Below are 19,581 nucleotides of genomic sequence, written 5' to 3'. Positions count from 1 at the left end.
GGGCGCGTGGTACCCCGGTCTTCTTGGCACCGCGCAATATCAGACGTAGCGGTTGACGACGTTCTCCAGAAATTCCTGACGACCGGATTTCGGCTGTGGATTTATGTCGCCCTCCTCGACCATCTGGGTGATCGCCTCGAGCGACAGCTCGCCGCGCAGCATGCGCTCAGACTCGAGGTTGTCCCACTTGGCGTAGCGCTCTTCCAGCGGCTTCGACAGCGCGCCATCCTCGATCATCTTTGCCGCAGCCTTGAGGCCACGGGCGCAGCAGTCCATGCCGCCGATATGGCCATAGAGCAGGTCGGCCGGATCGACCGACTGGCGGCGCAGCTTGGCGTCAAAATTGGTGCCGCCGGTCCGGAAGCCGCCGCCCGACAGGACGTGATAATAGGCCAGCGCCATTTCCGGCACGTTGTTGGGGAACTGGTCGGTATCCCAGCCGGACTGGTAGTCGTTGCGGTTCATGTCGATCGAGCCGAAGATGCCGAAGGCGTTCGCCATGGCGATCTCGTGCTCGAAGGAATGGCCGGCAAGGATCGCGTGGCCCTGCTCGATGTTGACCTTGACCTCGTTTTCCAGCCCGTTCTTCTGCAGGAAGGCATAGACGGTCGCGACGTCGTAGTCGTACTGGTGCTTGGTCGGCTCCTGCGGCTTCGGCTCGATCAGGATCGTGCCCTTGAAGCCGGTCTTGTACTTGTACTCGACCACAAGGTTGAGGAAGCGGCCGAGCTGGCTCAGCTCGCGTTTGAGGTCAGTGTTGAGCAGGGTCTCGTAGCCTTCGCGCCCGCCCCACAGCACATAGTTCTCGCCGCCGAGTCGCTGGGTGGCGTCCATGCAGGTCTTCACGGTCGCCGCCGAGAAGGCGAAGACGTCCGGATCGGGATTGGTCGCAGCCCCCGACATGAAGCGGCGGTTGGAGAACAGGTTGGCCGTGCCCCAGAGCAGCTTGACGCCCGTCTCGGCCTGCTTCTTCTCGAAATAGTCGACGATCTCGTTGAGGTTCTTGGTATTCTCGGCGAAGGTCCTGCCCTCGGGACGCACGTCGGCGTCGTGGAAGCAGTAATAGGGCACGCCGAGCAACTGGTAGAATTCGAAGGCGACGTCGGCCTTCATCTTCGCCGCTTCCATCGTGTCGGAGAACCATGGACGTTCAAAAGTCTGCCCGCCGAACGGATCGCCGCCCGGCCAGGTGAAGGTATGCCAGTAGGCGACCGCGAAGCGCAGATGGTCCTCCAGACGCTTGCCGAGCACCACTTCGTCGGGATTGTAGTGGCGGAAGGCGAGCGGATTGGTGCTATCCGGGCCTTCGTATCTGACCTTGGGCGTATCGCCGAAGAAGCCTGTCGTCATGGGTATTTCCTCCTGGTTCATGTTCGAAATGCACTTGATTGTTCAACGTTGCGACCAACGGCGTTCCCCTCCCCAACCCCTCCCCACAAGGGGGAGGGGCTGCCCCGCCTCACCGCCCTTGCGGCCCAGGCAGGGCCGAACCGCGAGTCGTCTCCCCCCTTGTGGGGGAGATGGCGGCAGGCCAGAGGGGGTCTTGTCTCAAAGCCCGCGGATCGCCGGATAAAGCGACCGGTAGCGCCCGTAGGCCTCATCATAGGCGCCGCCGAGCGCCGTGACGGGCTCGATGGTTTCCGCCGTCTTCGGCGCCGTGCAGACGGAAAGCGGGTCCGCCCCTGTCGCTGCGATCAGTCCGAGCCGTGCCGCACCGAAGGCCGCGCCGAAATCGCCGTCGGCCGGAATGTCGACCGGAAGGCCGAGCGCCGTTGCGATCGAGGCCAGCCAGTAGCGCGAGCGCGAGCCGCCGCCGATCGCCGTCACCCGGTCGATCGACGTTCCCGCCGATTTCAGCGCCTCGAGATTGTCGCGGATGGCAAACGTGACGCCCTCGAGCACGGCCTGCGTCAAAACCTCGCGCGAACTCTCATGGCCAAGGCCGATGAAGACGCCGCGGATCTTCGCGTCATTGTGCGGGGTGCGCTCGCCCGAAAGATAGGGCAGGAAGGTGACGCTGCCCGGCGCCTTCAGATCGTTGCCGAGCTCGCCGGTCAGTTCGCCGGCCGCCTTGCCGGTGATGCCGCTCAGCCAGTTCAGCGCATCGGTCGCCGAGAGAATGACGCCCATCTGGTGCCAGGTGTTCGGCAACGCATGACAGAAGGCATGCACGGCACTCTCCGGCTTCGGGAGATAGGAGCCGTTGGCGGCGAAGAGCACGCCCGAGGTTCCGAGCGAGACGAAGGCCTGTCCCTCGGCGACCGTGCCCATGCCGCAGGCCGAGGCTGCATTGTCCCCTGCCCCGCCGGCAATGGTCACGCCGCTCGACATGCCCCATTCGGCTGCCAGCTGGTCGCGCAGGGTGCCGGCCGGGTCGGTGCCTTCCACGAGCCCGGGCATCTGCCGCTCCGAAAGCCCGGTCGTCGCCAGCAGCTCCGCAGACCAGCGGCGCGCGCCCGTATCGAGCCAGGCGGTCCCGGCCGAATCCGACATGTCGGAGAGATATTCGCCGGTCAGCCACAGGCGCAGGAAATCCTTCGGCAGCAGAACCTTGGCCACCCGGGCAAAGACGTCCGGCTCGTTCTTCGCCACCCAGGCGAGTTTCGGCGCGGTGAAGCCCGGAAAGACGATATTGCCGGTGATGGCGCGGAAGCGCGGATCGGCGTCAAGTGCTGCCGCTTCGACATGGCTGCGCGTGTCGTTCCACAGGATGCAAGGGCGAAGCACCTGGTCGGCCGAATTGATCAGCGTGGCGCCGTGCATATGACCGGAGAGACCGATGCCCTTCACAGCGGCAAGATCCTTGCCATGGGCGGCCTTGAGGCCGGAAACCGCTTCCCGCGCCGCGCGGATCCAGTCGAGCGGATCCTGTTCCGACCAGCCGGGATGCGGACGCGAAACATCGAGCGCCGCATTGGCGACACCCACCACCCGCTGGTCGTTGTCGATCAGCATGGCCTTCACACCCGAGGTGCCAAGATCGAGCCCCAGATACATGTCGTCTCTCCCTATGCCCCGCCCTTCACGGCAGGTTGTCCTTCAAGAATATGTCGATGCGGATGCGCTCCTGCGCGGCCAGCAGCGGCAGGCCGTCGGCCTTGGCCTTCAGCACCCGGATGGCGCTGCGCACTTCGTGGCCGGCATCCTGGTTCAGCACCGCGTCGACAAGCCGGTCGTTGAGCGCGCCGCGCGTCGTGCCGGTCAGCTCATGGGCAATCACCGCCGGCCGCCGGTCGAACCTCGCCTTGCCGAGTGCGGCGACCAGACCGCGATTGCCGGCGCCGAGGCTGTAGATGCCGAGAATGTCGCCGCGCTCGCGAAAGAGATCGGTGAGCCGGCTCTCGACCAGCGCCGGATCGTCGCGCCCCTCGATGACCTCGAGCAGCGAGAGATGCGGATAGTCGGCGGCCATGACCGAACGAAAACCCTCCAGGCGCTCGCGATGGTCGCGCACCAGCATGGAGCCGGCCAGCACGGCGATCGAACCGCGCCGGTCACCGACGAAACGTCCGAGCAGGCTCGCCGCCGTGCGGCCCGCCGCCAGGTTGTCGATGCCGGCATAATGGACGCGTCGCGAAGCCGGCAGGTCGGAAACCAGCGTCACGACCGGAATGCCCGCCTCGACCAGCCGATCGACGGCGGCCGCCACTTCGGGCGCATCGACGGCGACGAGGGCCACGCCGGCCGGTTGTTCGTCCACAAGCGCGTCGAGCACTGCGACAAGCGCCGCCGCATCGAAGGGCGGCACCTTGAGGATGCGGATGTCGGTACGCTCCGAGGGCGAGCGCGCCATGGCATCCTGCACAGCCGCTTCCAGCTCGCGCATGAAGGAATTGTCGTTGGAAGGCAGGATGAAGGTCAGTGGATAGACGCGGCCCTTGGCGAGATTGGCCGCCGCCACGTCCCGCACGAAACCGAGCGCCACGACGGCGGCCTCCACCTTGTCGCGGGTACGCGCACTCACGCCCGGCCGCCGGTTCAGCACGCGGTCGACTGTCGCGAGGCTGACGCCTGCTGCTGATGCGATGTCATGGACTGTCGGCTTCATTTTTCCTCCGAGCGGACTCCTAGCGCAGGTTCTGAGGTACGTAAATCGCTTTTTGATGTACGTACCTCATATTTCAGTGAGTACCAAAGCGACGAAGACCGCCTCCCTGCTGGGGGAGACGGTCCTTGGCGCTGCGGTGGATTAACGGAGCGGGGAAGGTCGGGATCAATGGCCGGAGCCAGCGGGCGCTGGCGCGCCGGGCTTCTTGATCAGCAGCGCGAGGAAGACCAGCCCGAAGAACAGCACCGTCAGACCCATGAAAACATCGATGAAGGACAGCATCCATGACTGCTGGGTTATGACGCCCGAGAGTTTCTTGATTGCCACCGCCGTTCCGTCGAGGCCGTAAGCGTCATAGTTGGCCCCGACGCTCGCCAGCCAGTCAAGCGCGGCGGCATTGCCCCAGTGGGCCTGTTCGGCAAGCCGGCCATAGTGCTCGTCCGAGCGCTGGGTCAGCATGGTGTTGATCACCGCAAGCCCGACCGCACCGCCGAGGTTGCGGGTCAGGTTGAACAGGCCCGACGCATTCTTCATCCGGTCGGGCGAAAGCGTACCGAGCGCAATATTGTTGATCGGCACCATGCACAGCATCAGCGAGCAGCCGCGCAGGATCTGCGGAATGAGCAACTCGTAGAAGTCCCAGTCCGCGGTCATGAAGGTCATGGTGTAGGTGCCGGCGGCGAAGCCGGCGAAACCGATCATCATCATCACCCGCGGATCGAGCTTGTTCGACAGTGCCCCGGCAACCGGAGCGGTGAGGAACATCGCCGCGCCCGAGACGAACATGGTCTCGCCGATCATCATCGAGTCATAGCCGCGGATGCGGCCGAGATAGACCGGATAGAGATAGGTCAGGCCATAGAGCCCCACCCCCATGACGAAGGAGAACAGCGAGCCAAAGGCGAAATTACGATTGGCGAAGGCCCGCAGATCGACGACCGGGAAATCCACACGGAACACCCGGTGGAAGAAGAAGAAGCCGCCGACCACCATGGCCACGGTGCCCATGACGATGTGTTCGTCGTTGAACCAGTCCTTGTTGTTGCCTTCTTCCAGAACGAATTCCATCGTCCCGAGGAAGAGTGCCATCCAGAACAGGCCCCACCAGTCGAACTTCTTGAAGAGCTTGAAGTCGGGCTTGTCGAAATCGATGAGGCTGAAGGTCACCGCGGTCACGATGATGCCGGGGATGACGTTGACCAGGAACAGCCAGTGCCAGGACATGGCGTGGCTGATATAGCCGCCGATGGTCGGGCCGATGGTCGGCGCCAGCGTCGCCACGAGACCGACGATCGGTGAGACGATATTGCGCTTGGACGGCGGGAAGATGGTAAAGGCGGCCGCGAACACCGAGGGGATCATGCCGCCACCGATGAAGCCCTGGATCGCCCGGTAGACGATCATCTGGTCGATATTGGTCGCGGTCGCGGCCAGCGCGCTGGCGAGGGTGAAGCCGGCGGCCGAGAAGGAAAAGAGAATACGCGTCGACACGATGCGCGCCAGCGCTCCCGACAGCGGGATCATGATCACTTCGGCGATCAGATAGGAGGTCTGCACCCAGGCGATCTCGTCGGAGCCCGCGCCGAGGCCGGCCTGGATCTCGGCGAGCGAGGCGGAGACGATCTGGATGTCGAGGATCGACATGAACATGCCGAACACCATCGCGAAGAAGGCGATGACGCGTTTCGGATCCATCCGCTCTTCGCCGGCGGGCAGCGCCGCCGATCCGGCCGGTGTCGCTCCCGTTGCCGCCATGGTCTCGCCCCTCGAACTTTCGCCTACTGAGCCGCCAGGGCGGCGCCGGCAGGCGCCGTGCGCGTATCAACGTCGACCACGACGCTCAGGCCCGCCCGCAGGTGGCCGGCCTTGAGCACGTCCTTCGGGATCTCGATGCGGACAGGAACCCGCTGAACGACCTTGGTGAAATTGCCCGTGGCGTTTTCCGCCGGTAGCATGGAGAAGACCGAGCCGGACGCAGGGGCGATCGACGTTACCGTGCCCTCGATCGTCTCGTCGCCATAGGCGTCGACATGGATCGCGACCTTGGAGCCGGGAACCAACTTGGCGATCTGGGTCTCCTTGAAGTTCGCCTCGATATAGAGTTCCTCGACCGGAACGAGCGCTGCCAGCCGCTTGCCTGTCGAAACGAGATCACCCGCCTGAACCGAGAGGTTGCCGACGATGCCGTCATAGGGCGCCTTGAGGACGGTGAAGGCAAGATCGCGTTCGGCCTTTTCCAGCGCCAGTTCGGTCGAGCGCATGCCGGCATCGGCTTCCGCACGCTGCGCTCTCAGCACGGCTATGCTGGCTTCGGCGGCAGCAATATTGGCGTCGGCCGCGGCGAGGCTGGCCTTTGCCTGCTCGAGCCGGGTCTTTGCATTGTCGAGATCGGCGGTCGAAACCACTTTTTGCTCCTGCAGGCCGCTGACGCGTTTGAAAGAAAGCTCGGCAAGACTGAGCGATGCCTGGGCCGACAGCTTCTGCGCCGCGGCTTGGGCAAGCGCGGCGTCCCCGCCCTTGATCTGCGCGTCGATCCGCTCGAGCGTCAGCCGCTGCACCGCGATCTGTGCCTTGGCCTGCTCAACGGCGATGCGATAGTCGCCATCATCAAGTGTCACCAGCGGATCGCCCGCCTTGACGCGCTGGTTGCCGGCAACCTCGACCGATTTCACATAGCCGGAGACCTTCGGCGAGATGATCGCGATGTCACCTTCGATATAGGCGTCTTCCGTCGAGACCATGAACCGGCCCTCGGTCCACCAGCCATATCCATACCATGCGGCACCCGCGACCAATGCCGCGAATATGACCGGCAGGACAGGGCTGCGGCGCTTCTTCACGACAGCGGGTTCTGCAGCCAAAACTGGCGCAACCTCGTGTTCGGCAGTCGCGCCGGGACGCACCTCCAGAACGCTGACGTCGTTGGCGGGCGCCTGCTCGTCGGCGGTATTGGCGGCGCGGGCGGCACCCGTCCTTTGGGATACTGGCATGATCAAACCATTCGCTGGCAGAGTACGAAATCGAACTGAACCGTTCGGTTCGATTGACATAGAGCCTTTTCTACCACATATCAAGAGGCAGAAAGTCAGCGCCTTCCCTATCTGGCTGGTTGCAGTTAATTTTCGGATAGCCATGACCCGCAAGCCCAAGAAGGTCGAAGAGACCAACTCGACCGAGTTCCCTTACCCCGTCATTCCCAGCCGTTTCCCGGCCGGAGGAGACCCGGTGAAGCGCGAGCAGATACTCGACGGCGCAAGACAGGTCTTCATGAAAATGGGCTTCGATGCCGCCAGCATGAACGACGTGACCCGGGAGGCCGGTGTCTCGAAAGGAACGATCTACGTCTATTTCCAGAGCAAGGAAGACCTGTTCGCGGCGCTGATCGAGCGACAAAAAGGGCGTTTCACGGACGCGCTGCGGGATATTCTCGCCGACAGCGAGGACGCCGAGCAAGGGCTGCGTCGCTTTGCCGAGGCCTTTGTTCACCAGATCGTCGAAACTGACATGATCCCCGCCATGCGAACGGTGCTTGGCGTCGTCGACCGCATGCCCGGCCTTTGTCACCGATTCCTGTCGAATGCCCCATCCAATGCCCGTAGCGTGCTGGAGGCCTTCATCCGCCACCAGATCGACCGGGGCGCGCTGGCAACCGAGGATCCGGATCTCGCCGCCCGCCAGTTCATCGACCTTGCAACCGGCACCTTTTTCAAACAGCGTCTGTTCGGCGAGATGCGCGAGGTGCCGGCGCGGGAGGAACTCGATCGCGTCATTGAAAGTGCCGTCCGCGTTTTCCTTTGCGCCTATGGCACCGGAACCTGCCAAAAGCCGCTCTAAAAGGAGCGCCAAACACACTTTTCCCAAATGCTTTTTCACGGCCTCTTGCCGTTGTGCGGGCCATACTCCATTTGTTGCAGCTATCTGCTGCTGCAAACCGGAATGAGCCCATGCAGGAAATCCTCCTCCTCCTTCAAAGTCCAGCCGCCTGGATCGGCCTAATCACCCTTGTGGTCATGGAAATCGTCCTCGGCATCGATAACCTCGTCTTTATCTCCATCCTGACCAACAAGCTTCCTGCGGACCAGCGCGAGAACGCGCGTCGGCTCGGTATCGGCCTGGCATTGGTCCTGCGCCTCGTCCTGCTCGGCACCGTCGCCTGGATCGTCCAGCTCACCACGCCACTGTTTGAACTCTTCGGCCACGGCTTCTCGTGGAAGGACCTGATCCTGATCGCCGGCGGCCTGTTCCTGGTGTGGAAGGCGACGAAGGAAATCCACCACAATGTCGATCCGGTGGACCATGAGGAGGATTTCATCGCCTCGTCCGCAACCCACACATTCACGGCCGCCATCGGCCAGATCCTCGTGCTCGACCTCGTCTTCTCGGTCGACAGCATCATCACCGCAGTTGGCATGACGCCGCATCTGCCGATCATGGTCGCCGCCGTCATCATTGCGGTCGCGGTCATGCTGGTAGCAGCAACACCGCTGGCCAATTTCATTGAGAAGAACCCGAGCATCGTCATGCTTGCGTTGAGCTTCCTGCTGATGATCGGCATGACCCTGATCGCCGAAGGCACGGGATTCCATGTGCCGAAGGGTTATGTCTATGCCGCCATGGCCTTCTCCGGCCTCGTCGAGGTGCTGAACATGTTCGCCCGGCGCAAGCGGGAGGCAGAACGGATAGCAAAAGCCCGGTTGCACTGAGCAGGCGACCTTCGCCTCCCAGTGATGCTGTCATTGGCCCGCGACCTCGTCGCGGGCCAAATTTTCTAGGCCCCGCCGTGGCGAGGAACAAAGACAATGCGGCGGGCATTGATTGTCCGACTGCCTGTCCTTCAAGATCTCTTCGATACAACTTATCCGGAGTCCTATGACCACCGAGCAGATTCTTGCCTTCGCCGTCATCGGCGCGATGATGGCTGCCTTCATCTGGGACCGGCTGCGCTACGACGTGGTTGCCTGCGTCACGCTGATCATTGCCGTCGCTCTAGGCCTTGTCCCCGCAGGCGAGGCCTTTTCCGGCTTCAGCGACGATATCGTTATCATCGTCGGCAGCGCATTGGTGGTCAGCGCCGGGGTCGCACGGTCCGGCATCGTGGACTACGCCATAAAGAGGTTCTTCCCCTCGCTCACATCGATCCGCGCCCAGATGCTGCTGCTGGTCGTAACGGTGACAGTGCTATCAGCCTTCATCAAGAACATCGGCGCGCTGGCAATCATGATGCCGGTTGCCTTCCAGTTCGCCCGCCGCTCCGGAACGCCGGCATCGACATTTCTGATGCCTATGGCCTTCGGCGCGCTGCTCGGCGGGCTGATGACCCAGGTCGGCACCTCACCGAACATCGTCGTGTCGCGCCTGCGCGCCGAGATCACCGGCGAAGCCTTCACCATGTTCGACTTCACCCCGGTCGGTGCAACGCTCGCCCTCACCGGCACCGTCTTCCTGATGTTCTTCTACTGGCTGGTACCGAAGCGCGAGAACCAGACCCCCTCCTTGCAGGATGCCCTGGAGAACTCGACCTTTTCCACAGAGGCGACCGTGAGCAAGCAGTCGCCCTTTCTCGGCAAATCGCTGAACGAGCTTCTGCAGATTGCCGCGGGCGAGGTGATCGCCACGGCAATCCTGCGCGGCCATACCCGTATCTCCCCATTTCCCGACATCGTCCTCAAGGAAAATGACGTGATCCTCCTCGAGGGCGCCTCCGAACCGCTTGACCGGATCGTCTCCCAGGCCAAGCTTTCGCTCTCCGCCAAGGCGGACGGCAAAAGCGAGGTGAAACCCAGTGGCGAGATTGCGGCGATCGAGGCGGTGATCAGCCGCGATTCCGCCCTCGTCGGTCTCTCCGCGCGCGAACTCTCACTTTACAATACCTATGGCGTCAATCTCCTTGCGGTCAGCCGCAAGGGCAAGCGGATCCGCGAGCGCCTCGGCGAACTGACACTGCGTGCCGGTGACGTGGTGGTACTTCAGGGCCAACGCCCGGCTCTTCCCGGCCTGTTGATGGAACTCGGCTGCTTGCCTCTTGCCGAACGCGAAATCCTGCTCGGCACGAGCCGAAGCGCCATCGTGCCGCTGGGGATCCTCGTTGCCGCCATGGGCGCGACGGCGCTGGGGCTTGCCCCTGTCGCCGTCGCCTTCTTCGCCGCGGCGCTGGCCATGGTCATCCTCAAGGTCATCCCGCTCAGCGAGATTTACCGCGCTGTGGACGGACCGATCCTCGTTATGCTGGCTGCCCTGATCCCCGTGAGCGACACCTTGCGCACCACCGGAGGCAGCGAGGTGATCGCCAGCTGGCTGGGCGCGGCCGCACAAGGATTGCCGGCCTTTGCGGCACTTGCTTTGATACTGGTGACCGCAATGGCAGTCACCCCCTTTCTCAACAATGCCGCGACCGTTCTGGTCATGGCCCCGATCGCCGCGAGCTTCGCCGCCGGCCTCGGCTACAGGCCGGACGCATTTTTGATGGCGGTGGCGATCGGTGCCGGTTCGGACTTTCTTACCCCGATCGGCCACCAGTGCAACACGCTGGTCATGGGTCCCGGAGGCTACCGCTTCAGCGACTATCCGCGCCTCGGCCTACCCCTGTCGATCCTCATCGTGCTGGTGTCTATTCCCATGCTGCTGATGGTCTGGCCGGTCAACTGATCCGCCAGGCACACAGCCCAGTTCGACGCCAGCATCACGAAGGCACAAAGCAGAAAAGCCTGCATCGGCGGATGCAGGCTTTTCCGGGCGGGGACTAGGAATGAACGCGGGCCGGACGGGTAAGGGGCTCGTCTGCCGTTTCGTTGGCTACGGAGAGAAACCGGAAAAATCTCCGCATTCCCCATTTCCCGTCGCGTCCGGTTGGCACGGCCTGCGCTCTGCCTGTAAAACACCGGTCGCGGCGTTTGGTTCCCGCGCTTTGCGAATTTCTCTACAAGTTTCGTCTGAGCAGGGCAGCCACGCCGCCAGAGCCAGCAGTTTTCCTTGACGCATGCGGCTGAATATGGCCTAAGGCCAGCCAGCGGAAATGACAGGATCGGCGCATGCATCGGGCCTTTTCCCGTCTTTCCACACGATTGTTTTCCCTTTTTCGCTGATCCTGCGGCATCCGCTCGATCGCCCCGCACGTCACTACGAGCAAGATTTCCATGAGCACTTCCGGCGTCCGCGTCCGCATCGCACCCTCCCCGACCGGCGAGCCCCATGTCGGCACCGTCTACATTGCGCTGTTCAACTACCTCTTCGCCAAAAAGATGGGCGGCGAGTTCATCCTGCGCATCGAGGACACCGACGCAACCCGTTCAACTCCGGAATTCGAACAGAAGGTGCTCGATGCGCTGAAATGGACCGGTCTGACCTGGTCGGAAGGCCCGGACATTGGCGGCTCCTACGGCCCCTACCGTCAGTCCGAACGCAAGGACATCTACCGTCCGTTCGTCGAGCAGATGGTGCGCGACGGCCATGCCTTCCGCTGCTTCTGCACGCCGGAGCGCCTGGAAATGATGCGCGACGCCCAGCGCGCCAAGGGCCTGCCGCCGAAATATGACGGCCATTGCCTGAACCTCAAGGCCGAGGAAGTCACCGAGCGCATGGAAGAGGGCGAACCCTCGGTCGTGCGCCTGAAGATCCCGACCGAAGGCTCCTGCGATTTCCATGACGGCGTCTATGGCGATGTCTCCATCCCGTGGGATGCCGTCGACATGCAGGTGCTGCTCAAGGCCGATGGCATGCCGACCTATCACATGGCGAACGTCGTCGACGACCACCTGATGAGGATCACCCACGTTGCGCGCGGCGAGGAATGGCTGGCCTCCGTGCCGAAGCACATCCTGATCTACAAGTATCTCGGCCTCGAGCCGCCGAAGTTCATGCACCTGTCGCTGATGCGCAATGCCGACAAGTCGAAGCTGTCGAAGCGCAAGAACCCGACATCGATCTCCTACTATTCGGCCCTCGGCTACCTGCCGGAAGCCCTGATGAACTTCCTCGGCCTGTTCTTCATCCAGATCGCCGAAGGCGAAGAGCTTCTGACCATGGAAGAGCTGGCGGAAAAGTTCGATCCCGACAACCTGTCCAAGGCTGGCGCGATCTTCGACGTTCAGAAGCTCGACTGGCTGAACGGCCGTTGGATGCGCGAGAAGCTGATGCCGGACGAATTCCTCGCCCGCGTCTTCGACTGGGCATCGGAAAATGACCGCCTGACGGAAGGCCTGAAGCTTGCGCAGAGCCGCATTTCCAAATTGGGCGAACTGCCGCAGCTCACCGGCTTCCTGCTCGCCAACGATGTCGGCCTGACGCCTGCCTCGTTTGCCGGCCTCAAGACGGCGCCAGCCGAGACGCTGGAGATTGTCAACACGGTGGCCTTCGATCTGGAAAAGATCCTCGAATGGAACGTCGAGACGATCGAGCAGGAACTGCGCGACATCGCCGATCGCCTCGGCAAGAAGCTGCGCGTGGTGACCCCGCCGCTGTTCATCGCCATGTCCGGCTCGTCCCGCTCGCTGCCGCTGTTCGACAGTATGGCGCTGCTCGGCCGCTCGGTCGTTCGCCAGCGGCTGAAAGTGGCAAGCCAGGTGCTGACCGGAATGGTTGGGGCTGCGAACTGACGATGCAGCGTCGCTCGACCGGCGGCGCATTGAGCTACCCCCCTCTGCCCTGCCGGGCATCTCCCCCACAAGGGGGGAGATCAGCGAGTAGCCGGCCTGTTGCCCTAAGCCCTCGTTGACCGCCGGTCTTGACATCAGAGGTGGAACGACAAGCGTCCCCCATCCGATCTCCCCCCTTGTGGGGGAGATGCCCGGCAGGGCAGAGGGGGTGAGCGAAACGAAAACAGCCGCTGAAGGCGATACACGATGACCGAACAGAAGACCGCAGCACCCGCCCTCTCCTCCGACGTGACCGAAGTCCGCGCCCAGAAGCTCGCCCTCCTGCGCCAGCAGGTCGGCGACGTCTATCCGGCCCACTTCCACCGCACCATCACCAATGCGGAGCTCGCCGAGAAATATGCCGATCTGGAGCTCGACACCGAATCCGGCGACATCGTCACCGTCGCCGGCCGTGTCTACTCGTCGCGCAATTCCGGCATGTTCATCGACATCCATGACGCCTCGGGCAAGATTCAGATCTTCTCCCACAAGGACACGACACCGGAGGAAGCCCGCGCGCTACTGCCGATGATCGACCTCGGCGACATCATCGGCGTCACCGGCGCGGTGCGCCGCACCAAGCGCGGCGAGCTGACGATCAATACGCATGAGATCACCATGCTCACCAAGTCGCTGCTGCCGATGCCGGAAAAATATCACGGCCTCGCCGACATCGAGACGCGCTACCGCAAGCGCCACCTCGACCTCTTGACCAACGAGGAATCCAAGCTTCGCTTCCAACAGCGCTCGAAGATCATTTCGGGCATTCGCCGCTTCATGGAAAACGACGACTTCATGGAAGTCGAGACGCCGATGCTGCAGACGATCTACGGTGGCGCGACGGCAGAGCCCTTCAAGACCCACCACAACACGCTGAAGATGGACATGTACCTGCGCATCGCGCCGGAACTGTACCTCAAGCGCACACTGGTTTCGGGCCTGTCGGACAAGGTGTTCGAGATCAACCGCAACTTCCGCAACGAAGGCGTCTCCACCCGGCACAATCCGGAATTCACGATGATGGAGTGCTACTGGGCCTATGCCGATTACCAGGACGTCATGGACCTTGTCGAACGGATGTTCTCCGAACTGGCGATGACCCTCCACGGCACCACCGAAGTGCCCTATGGCGACAAGACACTCTCTTTTAAAGGGCCGTTCCGCCGCATCTCGATGCCCGGCGCGGTCAAGGAGAAGACCGGTATCGACTTCCTCGCCATCCAGACCAACGAGGAAGCCCGCGCTGCCGCGCGCCATGCCGGCTTCGAAGTGGAGAAGGACTCCACGTGGGGCGAATGCCTCGCGTTCATTTTCGAGGAAACCGTCGAGGGCGACCTCATCCAGCCGGTGCATGTCATTGACTTCCCCAAGGACATCTCGCCGTTTGCCAAGGAAGTGCCAGGCGAACCACGCCTGGTCGAGCGCTTCGAGACCTATGTCAACGGCTGGGAACTCGGCAATGCCTTCTCCGAACTCAACGATCCGGAGGAGCAACGCTCCCGCATGGTGGAACAGCTGGCTCAGGCCCATGCCCGTGGCGAAAAGGAAAAGGCCCTCGACGAGGACTTCCTCGATGCCATGGACCAGGGAATGCCGCCGGCCGGTGGGCTGGGCATCGGCGTCGACCGCCTGATCATGGTGCTGACCAACGCTCCGTCGATCCGCGACGTCATCCTCTTCCCGGCGCGGCGCCACAAGGGCGACTGAACGAAAGCCCGGCCGTTTTGGCGATCTCGAGACGACAAAAACAAAATCCCGGCGCAGAACGTGCGCCGGGATTTTGTTTGTGCGGTCGATAGACTTTAGTGCGTGGCTTCGGCGTGCTTTTCCTCAGCGGCTTTGGCGCTCGCCTTCGGCGGCAGGACCAGGCTTTCTTCGGCCGGGATCTCGGCGGCAGGCCGCTTTCCACTGCCTGTGGCATGGGCGTCGGCAGAAGGCTGTTGCGTAGCGGCACCTTGCTTCACGCCCTCGAGCGGCTGGGACCGAAGTTTTTCAAGCCATGCGGCGCCGGCGGATTTTGCCTTGCCTTCCGCCTCCGGCTCAGATGCCGCCTTGGGCTCTTCGGTCGCGGCGGCTTGCGCCGGCGCCGCATCACCCTCGACCACGGCCTCGGTTTCAACCGCTGGCGCGGAGGCATCTTGCTCCTCCGGCGCAGCCTTGATCTGATCGGCGGCGCCCGCATCGCCTGGGATCTGCGCCACGGGCTTTTCTTCGCCGGTACCGAGGACCATGCTCTTCAGCGACGATAGCCAGCCATCGCCGGCAGGCTCGGCCGGCTTGGCATGGGCGTCCTCAGCAGCGACACCTTGCGGGGCCATGATCTCCTCGGCATCCGCTTCACTTGCCGGCGCGGCATGGGCGGAAGCTGCATTGGCGGCATACCCGGTATCCTCCGTCTTGACCTCGGCGACAGCCGGTACAGCCGCAGATTCATCGGCATGCTCGTCAGCAGGTGCCGTTGCATGACCGTCGGCCGGTGCCACCTCATGTGCGGCGGTTGACGCCTTTTCGTGGCCGGCCGATGGGTCTTGCCCCTCGGGAACGGCCACTTCAGGCCGGACGCAATCGGTCTTGTCGTCGAGCCGCGCCACCAGCGTTTCAATATCGGCCTCCAACATGGCGATCCTTTCGCCATAGAATAGCCCGTCGGCATTTGCCGGTCTGTCGACATAGCGCGCCGTGAACACCTGGCCACTCGCCCCTTGCGGAACACGGCTCGGGTCGGGAATGTAGATGATGTCCGCACCGACGGCCCGGCCGCGCATCGCCGAGCGGTCGATCGGCCCGTTCTTGTCGAGAACAACCACCTGCACCAGATCCGGCTTTTCGGTCTGGTAGACCGCACCGGCAACCCGAAGTGCTGTCTTGACCCGCGTAATCCCGTCACCGGGTGTGGAGGTGGTGATGTACTTGCGGACCCAGAAACGATCCTTGGTCTTGATCGTGACGGTCTTGACCTCGGTGCATTCGAACCCGTTCAGGGTCGAATAGGACGGACCAAGGATCTTGTCGGCGCCGATGAATACGGCCGCAGCACCCGTGGCGCCGCAGAGCACGAGCACACCGCCGAAGGCAAGGACGATTTTGCGAGAGATCCGGATCTTGCTCAAAAGACCCTTCACGCCATGAACTCCAACATCAATCACGCCCCGCTTTAACACGCAATACAGAGGTCGATAGTTGCCACAACGGTCTTGATGAAGGTTTAATCCAGTCGCAACAATCCTCGGCACACTGCCCGGCTTTGATACCAAGTCGTCAGAATCGAGCCCTCTTTGCGAACCGCTCGCAAAAAGCATTGACAATGCCGAAATCCGTCCTAACTTTGAATGAGAATTATTCGCAAGAAGCCTCAGGAGTTTTCATGCTGTCCCGCATCGCCGGCTTTCTCGCTGCCGCCCTCGTGCTGCTGCCGATCGGCGCGGCGGCGGCCGAGAAGCCGAAGGTCATCACCACCTTCACGGTCATCGCCGACATTGCCCGCAATGTCGCCGGCGATCTGGCCGAGGTGGACAGCATCACCAAACCGGGTGCCGAGATCCACAACTACCAACCGACGCCGCGCGACATCCTCAAGGCCCGCGACGCTGACTTGGTGCTGTGGAACGGCCTCAACCTGGAACGCTGGTTCGAAAAATTCCTCGCCAATCTCGGCTCGGTGCCGGCCGCCGTTATCAGCGACGGCGTTGAGCCGATCGACATTTCCGGCGGCGGCTATGAAGGCAAGCCCAATCCGCATGCCTGGATGTCGCCGGACAATGCGCTGATCTATGTCGAGAACATCCGCAAGGCATTGGCCGACGTCGATCCGCAAAACGCCGATGCCTATGCCACCAATGCCAAGGCCTATTCCGACAGGATCCGCGCCGAGATCGAACCGATGAAGGCACAGATCTCAGATCTGCCGGCTGAAAAGCGCTGGCTGGTCAGCAGCGAGGGTGCTTTCTCCTATCTCGCCCGCGACCTCGGCCTCAAGGAACTCTTCCTCTGGCCGGTCAATGCCGATGCGCAAGGCACGCCGCAGCAGGTACGCGCCGTAATCGACGCCATGCGCGAAAACCGGATCGCGGTGATCTTCTCCGAGAGCACGATTTCCGACAAGCCGGCCCGACAGGTGGCCGAGGAGACCGGCGCCGCCTATGGCGGCGTGCTCTATGTCGACTCACTCAGCGAGGACGGCGGCCCGGTTCCGACCTATATCGATCTGCTGAAGGTCACCGTTTCGACCATCGCCGAGGGGCTTGCCCGATGATCATGGGACGCAGCACCAGAACACGGCCCGAGGGCCTGACCGCAGAGAACGTCACGGTCACCTACCGCAACGGCCTCACCGCGCTCAAGGCCGCGAGCTTCTCGATCCCCAAGGGCACGATCACCGCGCTCGTCGGCGTCAACGGCGCCGGCAAGTCGACCCTGTTCAAGGCCATCATGGGCTTCGTGCCGCTCGCCGCCGGCGAGATCAGCGTGCTCGGCATGAGCGTGCGCCAGGCGCTGCGCCAGAACCTCATCGCCTACGTACCCCAGGCCGAGGAGGTCGACTGGGACTTTCCGGTCCTGGTCGAGGACGTGGTGATGATGGGCCGTTACGGCCACATGAACTTCTTCCGCATCCCCTCGCGCAACGACCACAGGATGGTCGCCGACGCTTTGGCGCGGGTCGGCATGAGCGACTTCCGCAAGCGCCAGATCGGCGAACTGTCCGGCGGCCAGCGCAAGCGCGTCTTCCTCGCCCGCGCTCTCGCCCAGGAAGGACAGGTGATCCTGCTCGACGAACCCTTCACCGGCGTCGACGTCAACACCGAGGAACAGATCGTCGCCCTGATGCGCGACCTGCGCGCCGAAGGCCGCGTCATGCTGGTCTCGACCCACAATCTCGGCAGCGTACCGGAATTCTGCGACCGCACCATTTTCGTCAAGGGCACGGTGATCGCGTCCGGCCCGACCGAGGAAACCTTTACCGAGGAGAACCTGAAGACCGCCTTCGGCGGGGCCTTGCGCCACTTCGTTCTCGGCGGCGCCGACCTGCATGACGACGCCGATGCGCGCCAGCTCAAGGTCATCACCGACGACGAACGCCCCTTCGTCATCTACGGCAAGCCGCAAACGGACAAAGTCCCGGAAGAAGTCGATGACAAGCCTGCTGCTTGAACCCTTCACCTATGACTACATGCGCAACGCCATCCTGGTGAGCGCGCTCGTCGGCGGGGTCTGCGGTTTTCTCTCCGCCTATCTGATGCTCAAGGGCTGGTCACTGATCGGCGATGCCCTCTCCCACGCCATCGTGCCGGGCGTCGCCGGCGCCTACATGCTCGGCCTGCCCTTTGCCTTCGGCGCCTTCCTCTCCGGCGGGCTCGCCGCCGCCGCCATGCTCTTCCTCAACCAGCGCACGCGGCTGAAGGAAGACGCGATCATCGGCCTGATCTTCACCTCCTTCTTCGGCCTTGGCCTGTTCATGGTGTCGCTCTCGCCGGTCTCGGTGAACATCCAGACCATCGTGCTCGGCAACATCCTCGCTATCACCCCGGCCGACACGCTGCAGCTCGTTTTGATCGGCGGCGTCAGCCTCGTGGTGCTGACCGCCAAGTGGAAGGACTTCATGGTTGCCTTCTTCGACGAGAACCACGCCCGCTCGATCGGCCTGCGCCCCGACCTGTTGAAGATCGTCTTCTTCACCCTGCTCGCCGGCTCGACGGTCGCCGCCCTCCAGACGGTCGGCGCCTTCCTCGTCGTCGCCATGGTGGTGACGCCGGGCGCCACCGCCTATCTGCTCACCGACCGCTTCCAGCGGCTGATCGTGCTCGCCTTCCTGATCGGCGCCGGAACAAGTTTCACCGGGGCCTATGCGAGCTATTTCCTCGACGGCGCCACCGGCGGCGTGATCGTCGTCTTGCAGACGCTGCTCTTCCTGCTCGCCTTCGTCTTCGCGCCGAAGCACGGCATGCTCGCCGCCCGCCGCCGTGCGGCGCAAGCACTGGAGCTGACGCCATGAACGAGACCCTTGAGCTGCTGCTCCTGCCGTTCCAGCTGCCCTTCATGCTCTCGGCCTTCGCCGTCACGCTGATGATCGCGGTGCCGATGGCCCTGCTCTCCTGCTTCCTGGTGCTGAAGGGCTGGTCGCTGATGGGCGACGCCGTCTCCCATGCCGTGCTGCCCGGCGTCGTCATCGCCTACATGGTCGGCCTGCCGCTTGCCGTCGGCGCCTTCGTCGCCGGCATGATCTGCGCGCTCGCCACCGGCTATGTGAAGGAGAACAGCCGGATCAAGGAGGACACAGTGCTCGGCATCGTCTTCTCCGGTATGTTCGGTCTCGGCCTCGTGCTCTTCGTCAAGGTCGAATCCGACGTCCATCTCGACCATATCCTGTTCGGCGACATGCTCGGCATCCTGCCCTTAGACCTCCTCGAGACCGGCCTGATCGCCCTTGCCGCGACCGCCTTCCTGGTGATCCTGCGCAAGGATCTTCTGGCCCACGCCTTCGACCCGCAACATGCCCGGGCCATCGGCCTGCCGGTCAGGCTCCTGCACTACGGCCTGCTGGCCGTCCTGTCGCTGACCGTGGTCGGCGCCCTGAAGGCCGTCGGCATCATCCTGTCGGTCGCCATGCTGGTCGCCCCCGGCGCCATCGCCTTCCTCATCACCCGACGGTTCCAGACCATGCTTTTGGCCGCCGTCATCGTGGCAACCAGCTCCACGCTCCTCGGCATATATCTGAGCTTCCTCATCGACAGTGCGCCGGCCCCGACCATCGTGCTGGTGATGACCGCCATCTTCATCCTCGCCTTCCTGCGCACCGTCTGGAAGGCCCGCGACATGCGCGGACAGTCTGAGCCGCTGACCGACGGCACGGAAGAAGCCTTGCCCAGGATCAACGCGCTTTCGTCCGATCCTCTTTAGCTCTAAACA

The 19,581-nt window shown here is 63.2% G+C and carries 15 protein-coding genes; 9 read left to right on the top strand and 6 right to left on the bottom strand.

The window, feature by feature from the left end; all coding sequences use genetic code 11:
- Window positions 1-39: 39 nt before the first annotated feature.
- The 5 genes from xylA to ACWPVA_RS01625 all read right to left on the bottom strand — a co-directional run bounded on the left by xylA (window position 40) and on the right by ACWPVA_RS01625 (window position 7,038).
- On the bottom strand, window positions 40-1,350 hold the full coding sequence (xylA, locus tag ACWPVA_RS01645; protein WP_454286018.1) for a xylose isomerase: 1,311 nt from the start codon (window positions 1,348-1,350) through the stop codon (window positions 40-42).
- Between the two features lie 198 nt (window positions 1,351-1,548).
- Entirely contained in the window at window positions 1,549-2,997 is a 1,449-nt protein-coding gene (gene xylB, locus ACWPVA_RS01640) for a xylulokinase (RefSeq protein ID WP_454286017.1), read from the bottom strand.
- A 25-nt stretch (window positions 2,998-3,022) separates the two neighbouring features.
- Window positions 3,023-4,048, bottom strand: a complete 1,026-nt coding sequence (locus tag ACWPVA_RS01635) for a LacI family DNA-binding transcriptional regulator (protein WP_454286016.1) — start codon at window positions 4,046-4,048, stop codon at window positions 3,023-3,025.
- Between the two features lie 165 nt (window positions 4,049-4,213).
- Entirely contained in the window at window positions 4,214-5,803 is a 1,590-nt protein-coding gene (locus ACWPVA_RS01630; RefSeq protein WP_454286015.1) for a DHA2 family efflux MFS transporter permease subunit, read from the bottom strand.
- A 23-nt stretch (window positions 5,804-5,826) separates the two neighbouring features.
- Entirely contained in the window at window positions 5,827-7,038 is a 1,212-nt protein-coding gene (locus ACWPVA_RS01625; RefSeq protein WP_454286014.1) for an HlyD family secretion protein, read from the bottom strand.
- A 142-nt stretch (window positions 7,039-7,180) separates the two neighbouring features.
- Here ACWPVA_RS01625 and ACWPVA_RS01620 point away from each other — a divergent pair, with 142 nt between their 5' ends.
- From ACWPVA_RS01620 to lysS, 5 genes are all read left to right on the top strand, one after another.
- Window positions 7,181-7,882 (top strand): TetR/AcrR family transcriptional regulator, encoded by a 702-nt coding sequence (locus ACWPVA_RS01620; protein ID WP_454286013.1) that lies wholly within the window; start codon window positions 7,181-7,183, stop codon window positions 7,880-7,882.
- A 110-nt stretch (window positions 7,883-7,992) separates the two neighbouring features.
- Window positions 7,993-8,751, top strand: coding sequence for a TerC family protein (locus ACWPVA_RS01615; RefSeq protein WP_454286012.1), 759 nt, complete (start codon window positions 7,993-7,995; stop codon window positions 8,749-8,751).
- Window positions 8,752-8,917: 166 nt separating this feature from the next.
- Entirely contained in the window at window positions 8,918-10,693 is a 1,776-nt protein-coding gene (locus ACWPVA_RS01610; protein WP_454286011.1) for an SLC13 family permease, read from the top strand.
- A gap of 488 nt (window positions 10,694-11,181) precedes the next feature.
- Window positions 11,182-12,639, top strand: coding sequence for a glutamate--tRNA ligase (gene gltX / locus ACWPVA_RS01605; RefSeq protein WP_454286010.1), 1,458 nt, complete (start codon window positions 11,182-11,184; stop codon window positions 12,637-12,639).
- A 246-nt stretch (window positions 12,640-12,885) separates the two neighbouring features.
- Window positions 12,886-14,385 (top strand): lysine--tRNA ligase, encoded by a 1,500-nt coding sequence (gene lysS, locus ACWPVA_RS01600; RefSeq protein WP_454286009.1) that lies wholly within the window; start codon window positions 12,886-12,888, stop codon window positions 14,383-14,385.
- 95 nt (window positions 14,386-14,480) lie between these two features.
- Here lysS and ACWPVA_RS01595 read toward each other — a convergent pair whose 3' ends face one another.
- Window positions 14,481-15,800: a hypothetical protein gene (locus ACWPVA_RS01595; protein ID WP_454286008.1), complete on the bottom strand. Its 1,320-nt coding sequence runs from the start codon at window positions 15,798-15,800 to the stop codon at window positions 14,481-14,483.
- A 242-nt stretch (window positions 15,801-16,042) separates the two neighbouring features.
- Here ACWPVA_RS01595 and ACWPVA_RS01590 point away from each other — a divergent pair, with 242 nt between their 5' ends.
- Genes ACWPVA_RS01590 through ACWPVA_RS01575 form a run of 4 tightly spaced genes read left to right on the top strand, consistent with a single transcriptional unit; the run spans window position 16,043 to window position 19,572 of the window.
- Window positions 16,043-16,930, top strand: coding sequence for a metal ABC transporter substrate-binding protein (locus tag ACWPVA_RS01590; protein WP_454286007.1), 888 nt, complete (start codon window positions 16,043-16,045; stop codon window positions 16,928-16,930).
- A complete protein-coding gene (locus ACWPVA_RS01585) occupies window positions 16,927-17,826 on the top strand; it encodes a manganese/iron ABC transporter ATP-binding protein (RefSeq protein ID WP_454286006.1) in 900 nt (299 codons plus the stop codon). Before ACWPVA_RS01590 ends, ACWPVA_RS01585 begins: the two co-directional genes overlap by 4 nt.
- On the top strand, window positions 17,807-18,667 hold the full coding sequence (locus ACWPVA_RS01580; protein WP_454286005.1) for a metal ABC transporter permease: 861 nt from the start codon (window positions 17,807-17,809) through the stop codon (window positions 18,665-18,667). The genes ACWPVA_RS01585 and ACWPVA_RS01580 overlap by 20 nt, the downstream gene beginning before the upstream one ends.
- Window positions 18,664-19,572, top strand: a complete 909-nt coding sequence (locus tag ACWPVA_RS01575) for a metal ABC transporter permease (protein WP_454286004.1) — start codon at window positions 18,664-18,666, stop codon at window positions 19,570-19,572. Before ACWPVA_RS01580 ends, ACWPVA_RS01575 begins: the two co-directional genes overlap by 4 nt.
- The last annotated feature ends 9 nt before the right edge of the window (window positions 19,573-19,581 follow it).

The organism is Rhizobium arsenicireducens (genome assembly GCF_964021225.1).
This window is presented reverse-complemented; position numbering and strand designations above follow the sequence as displayed.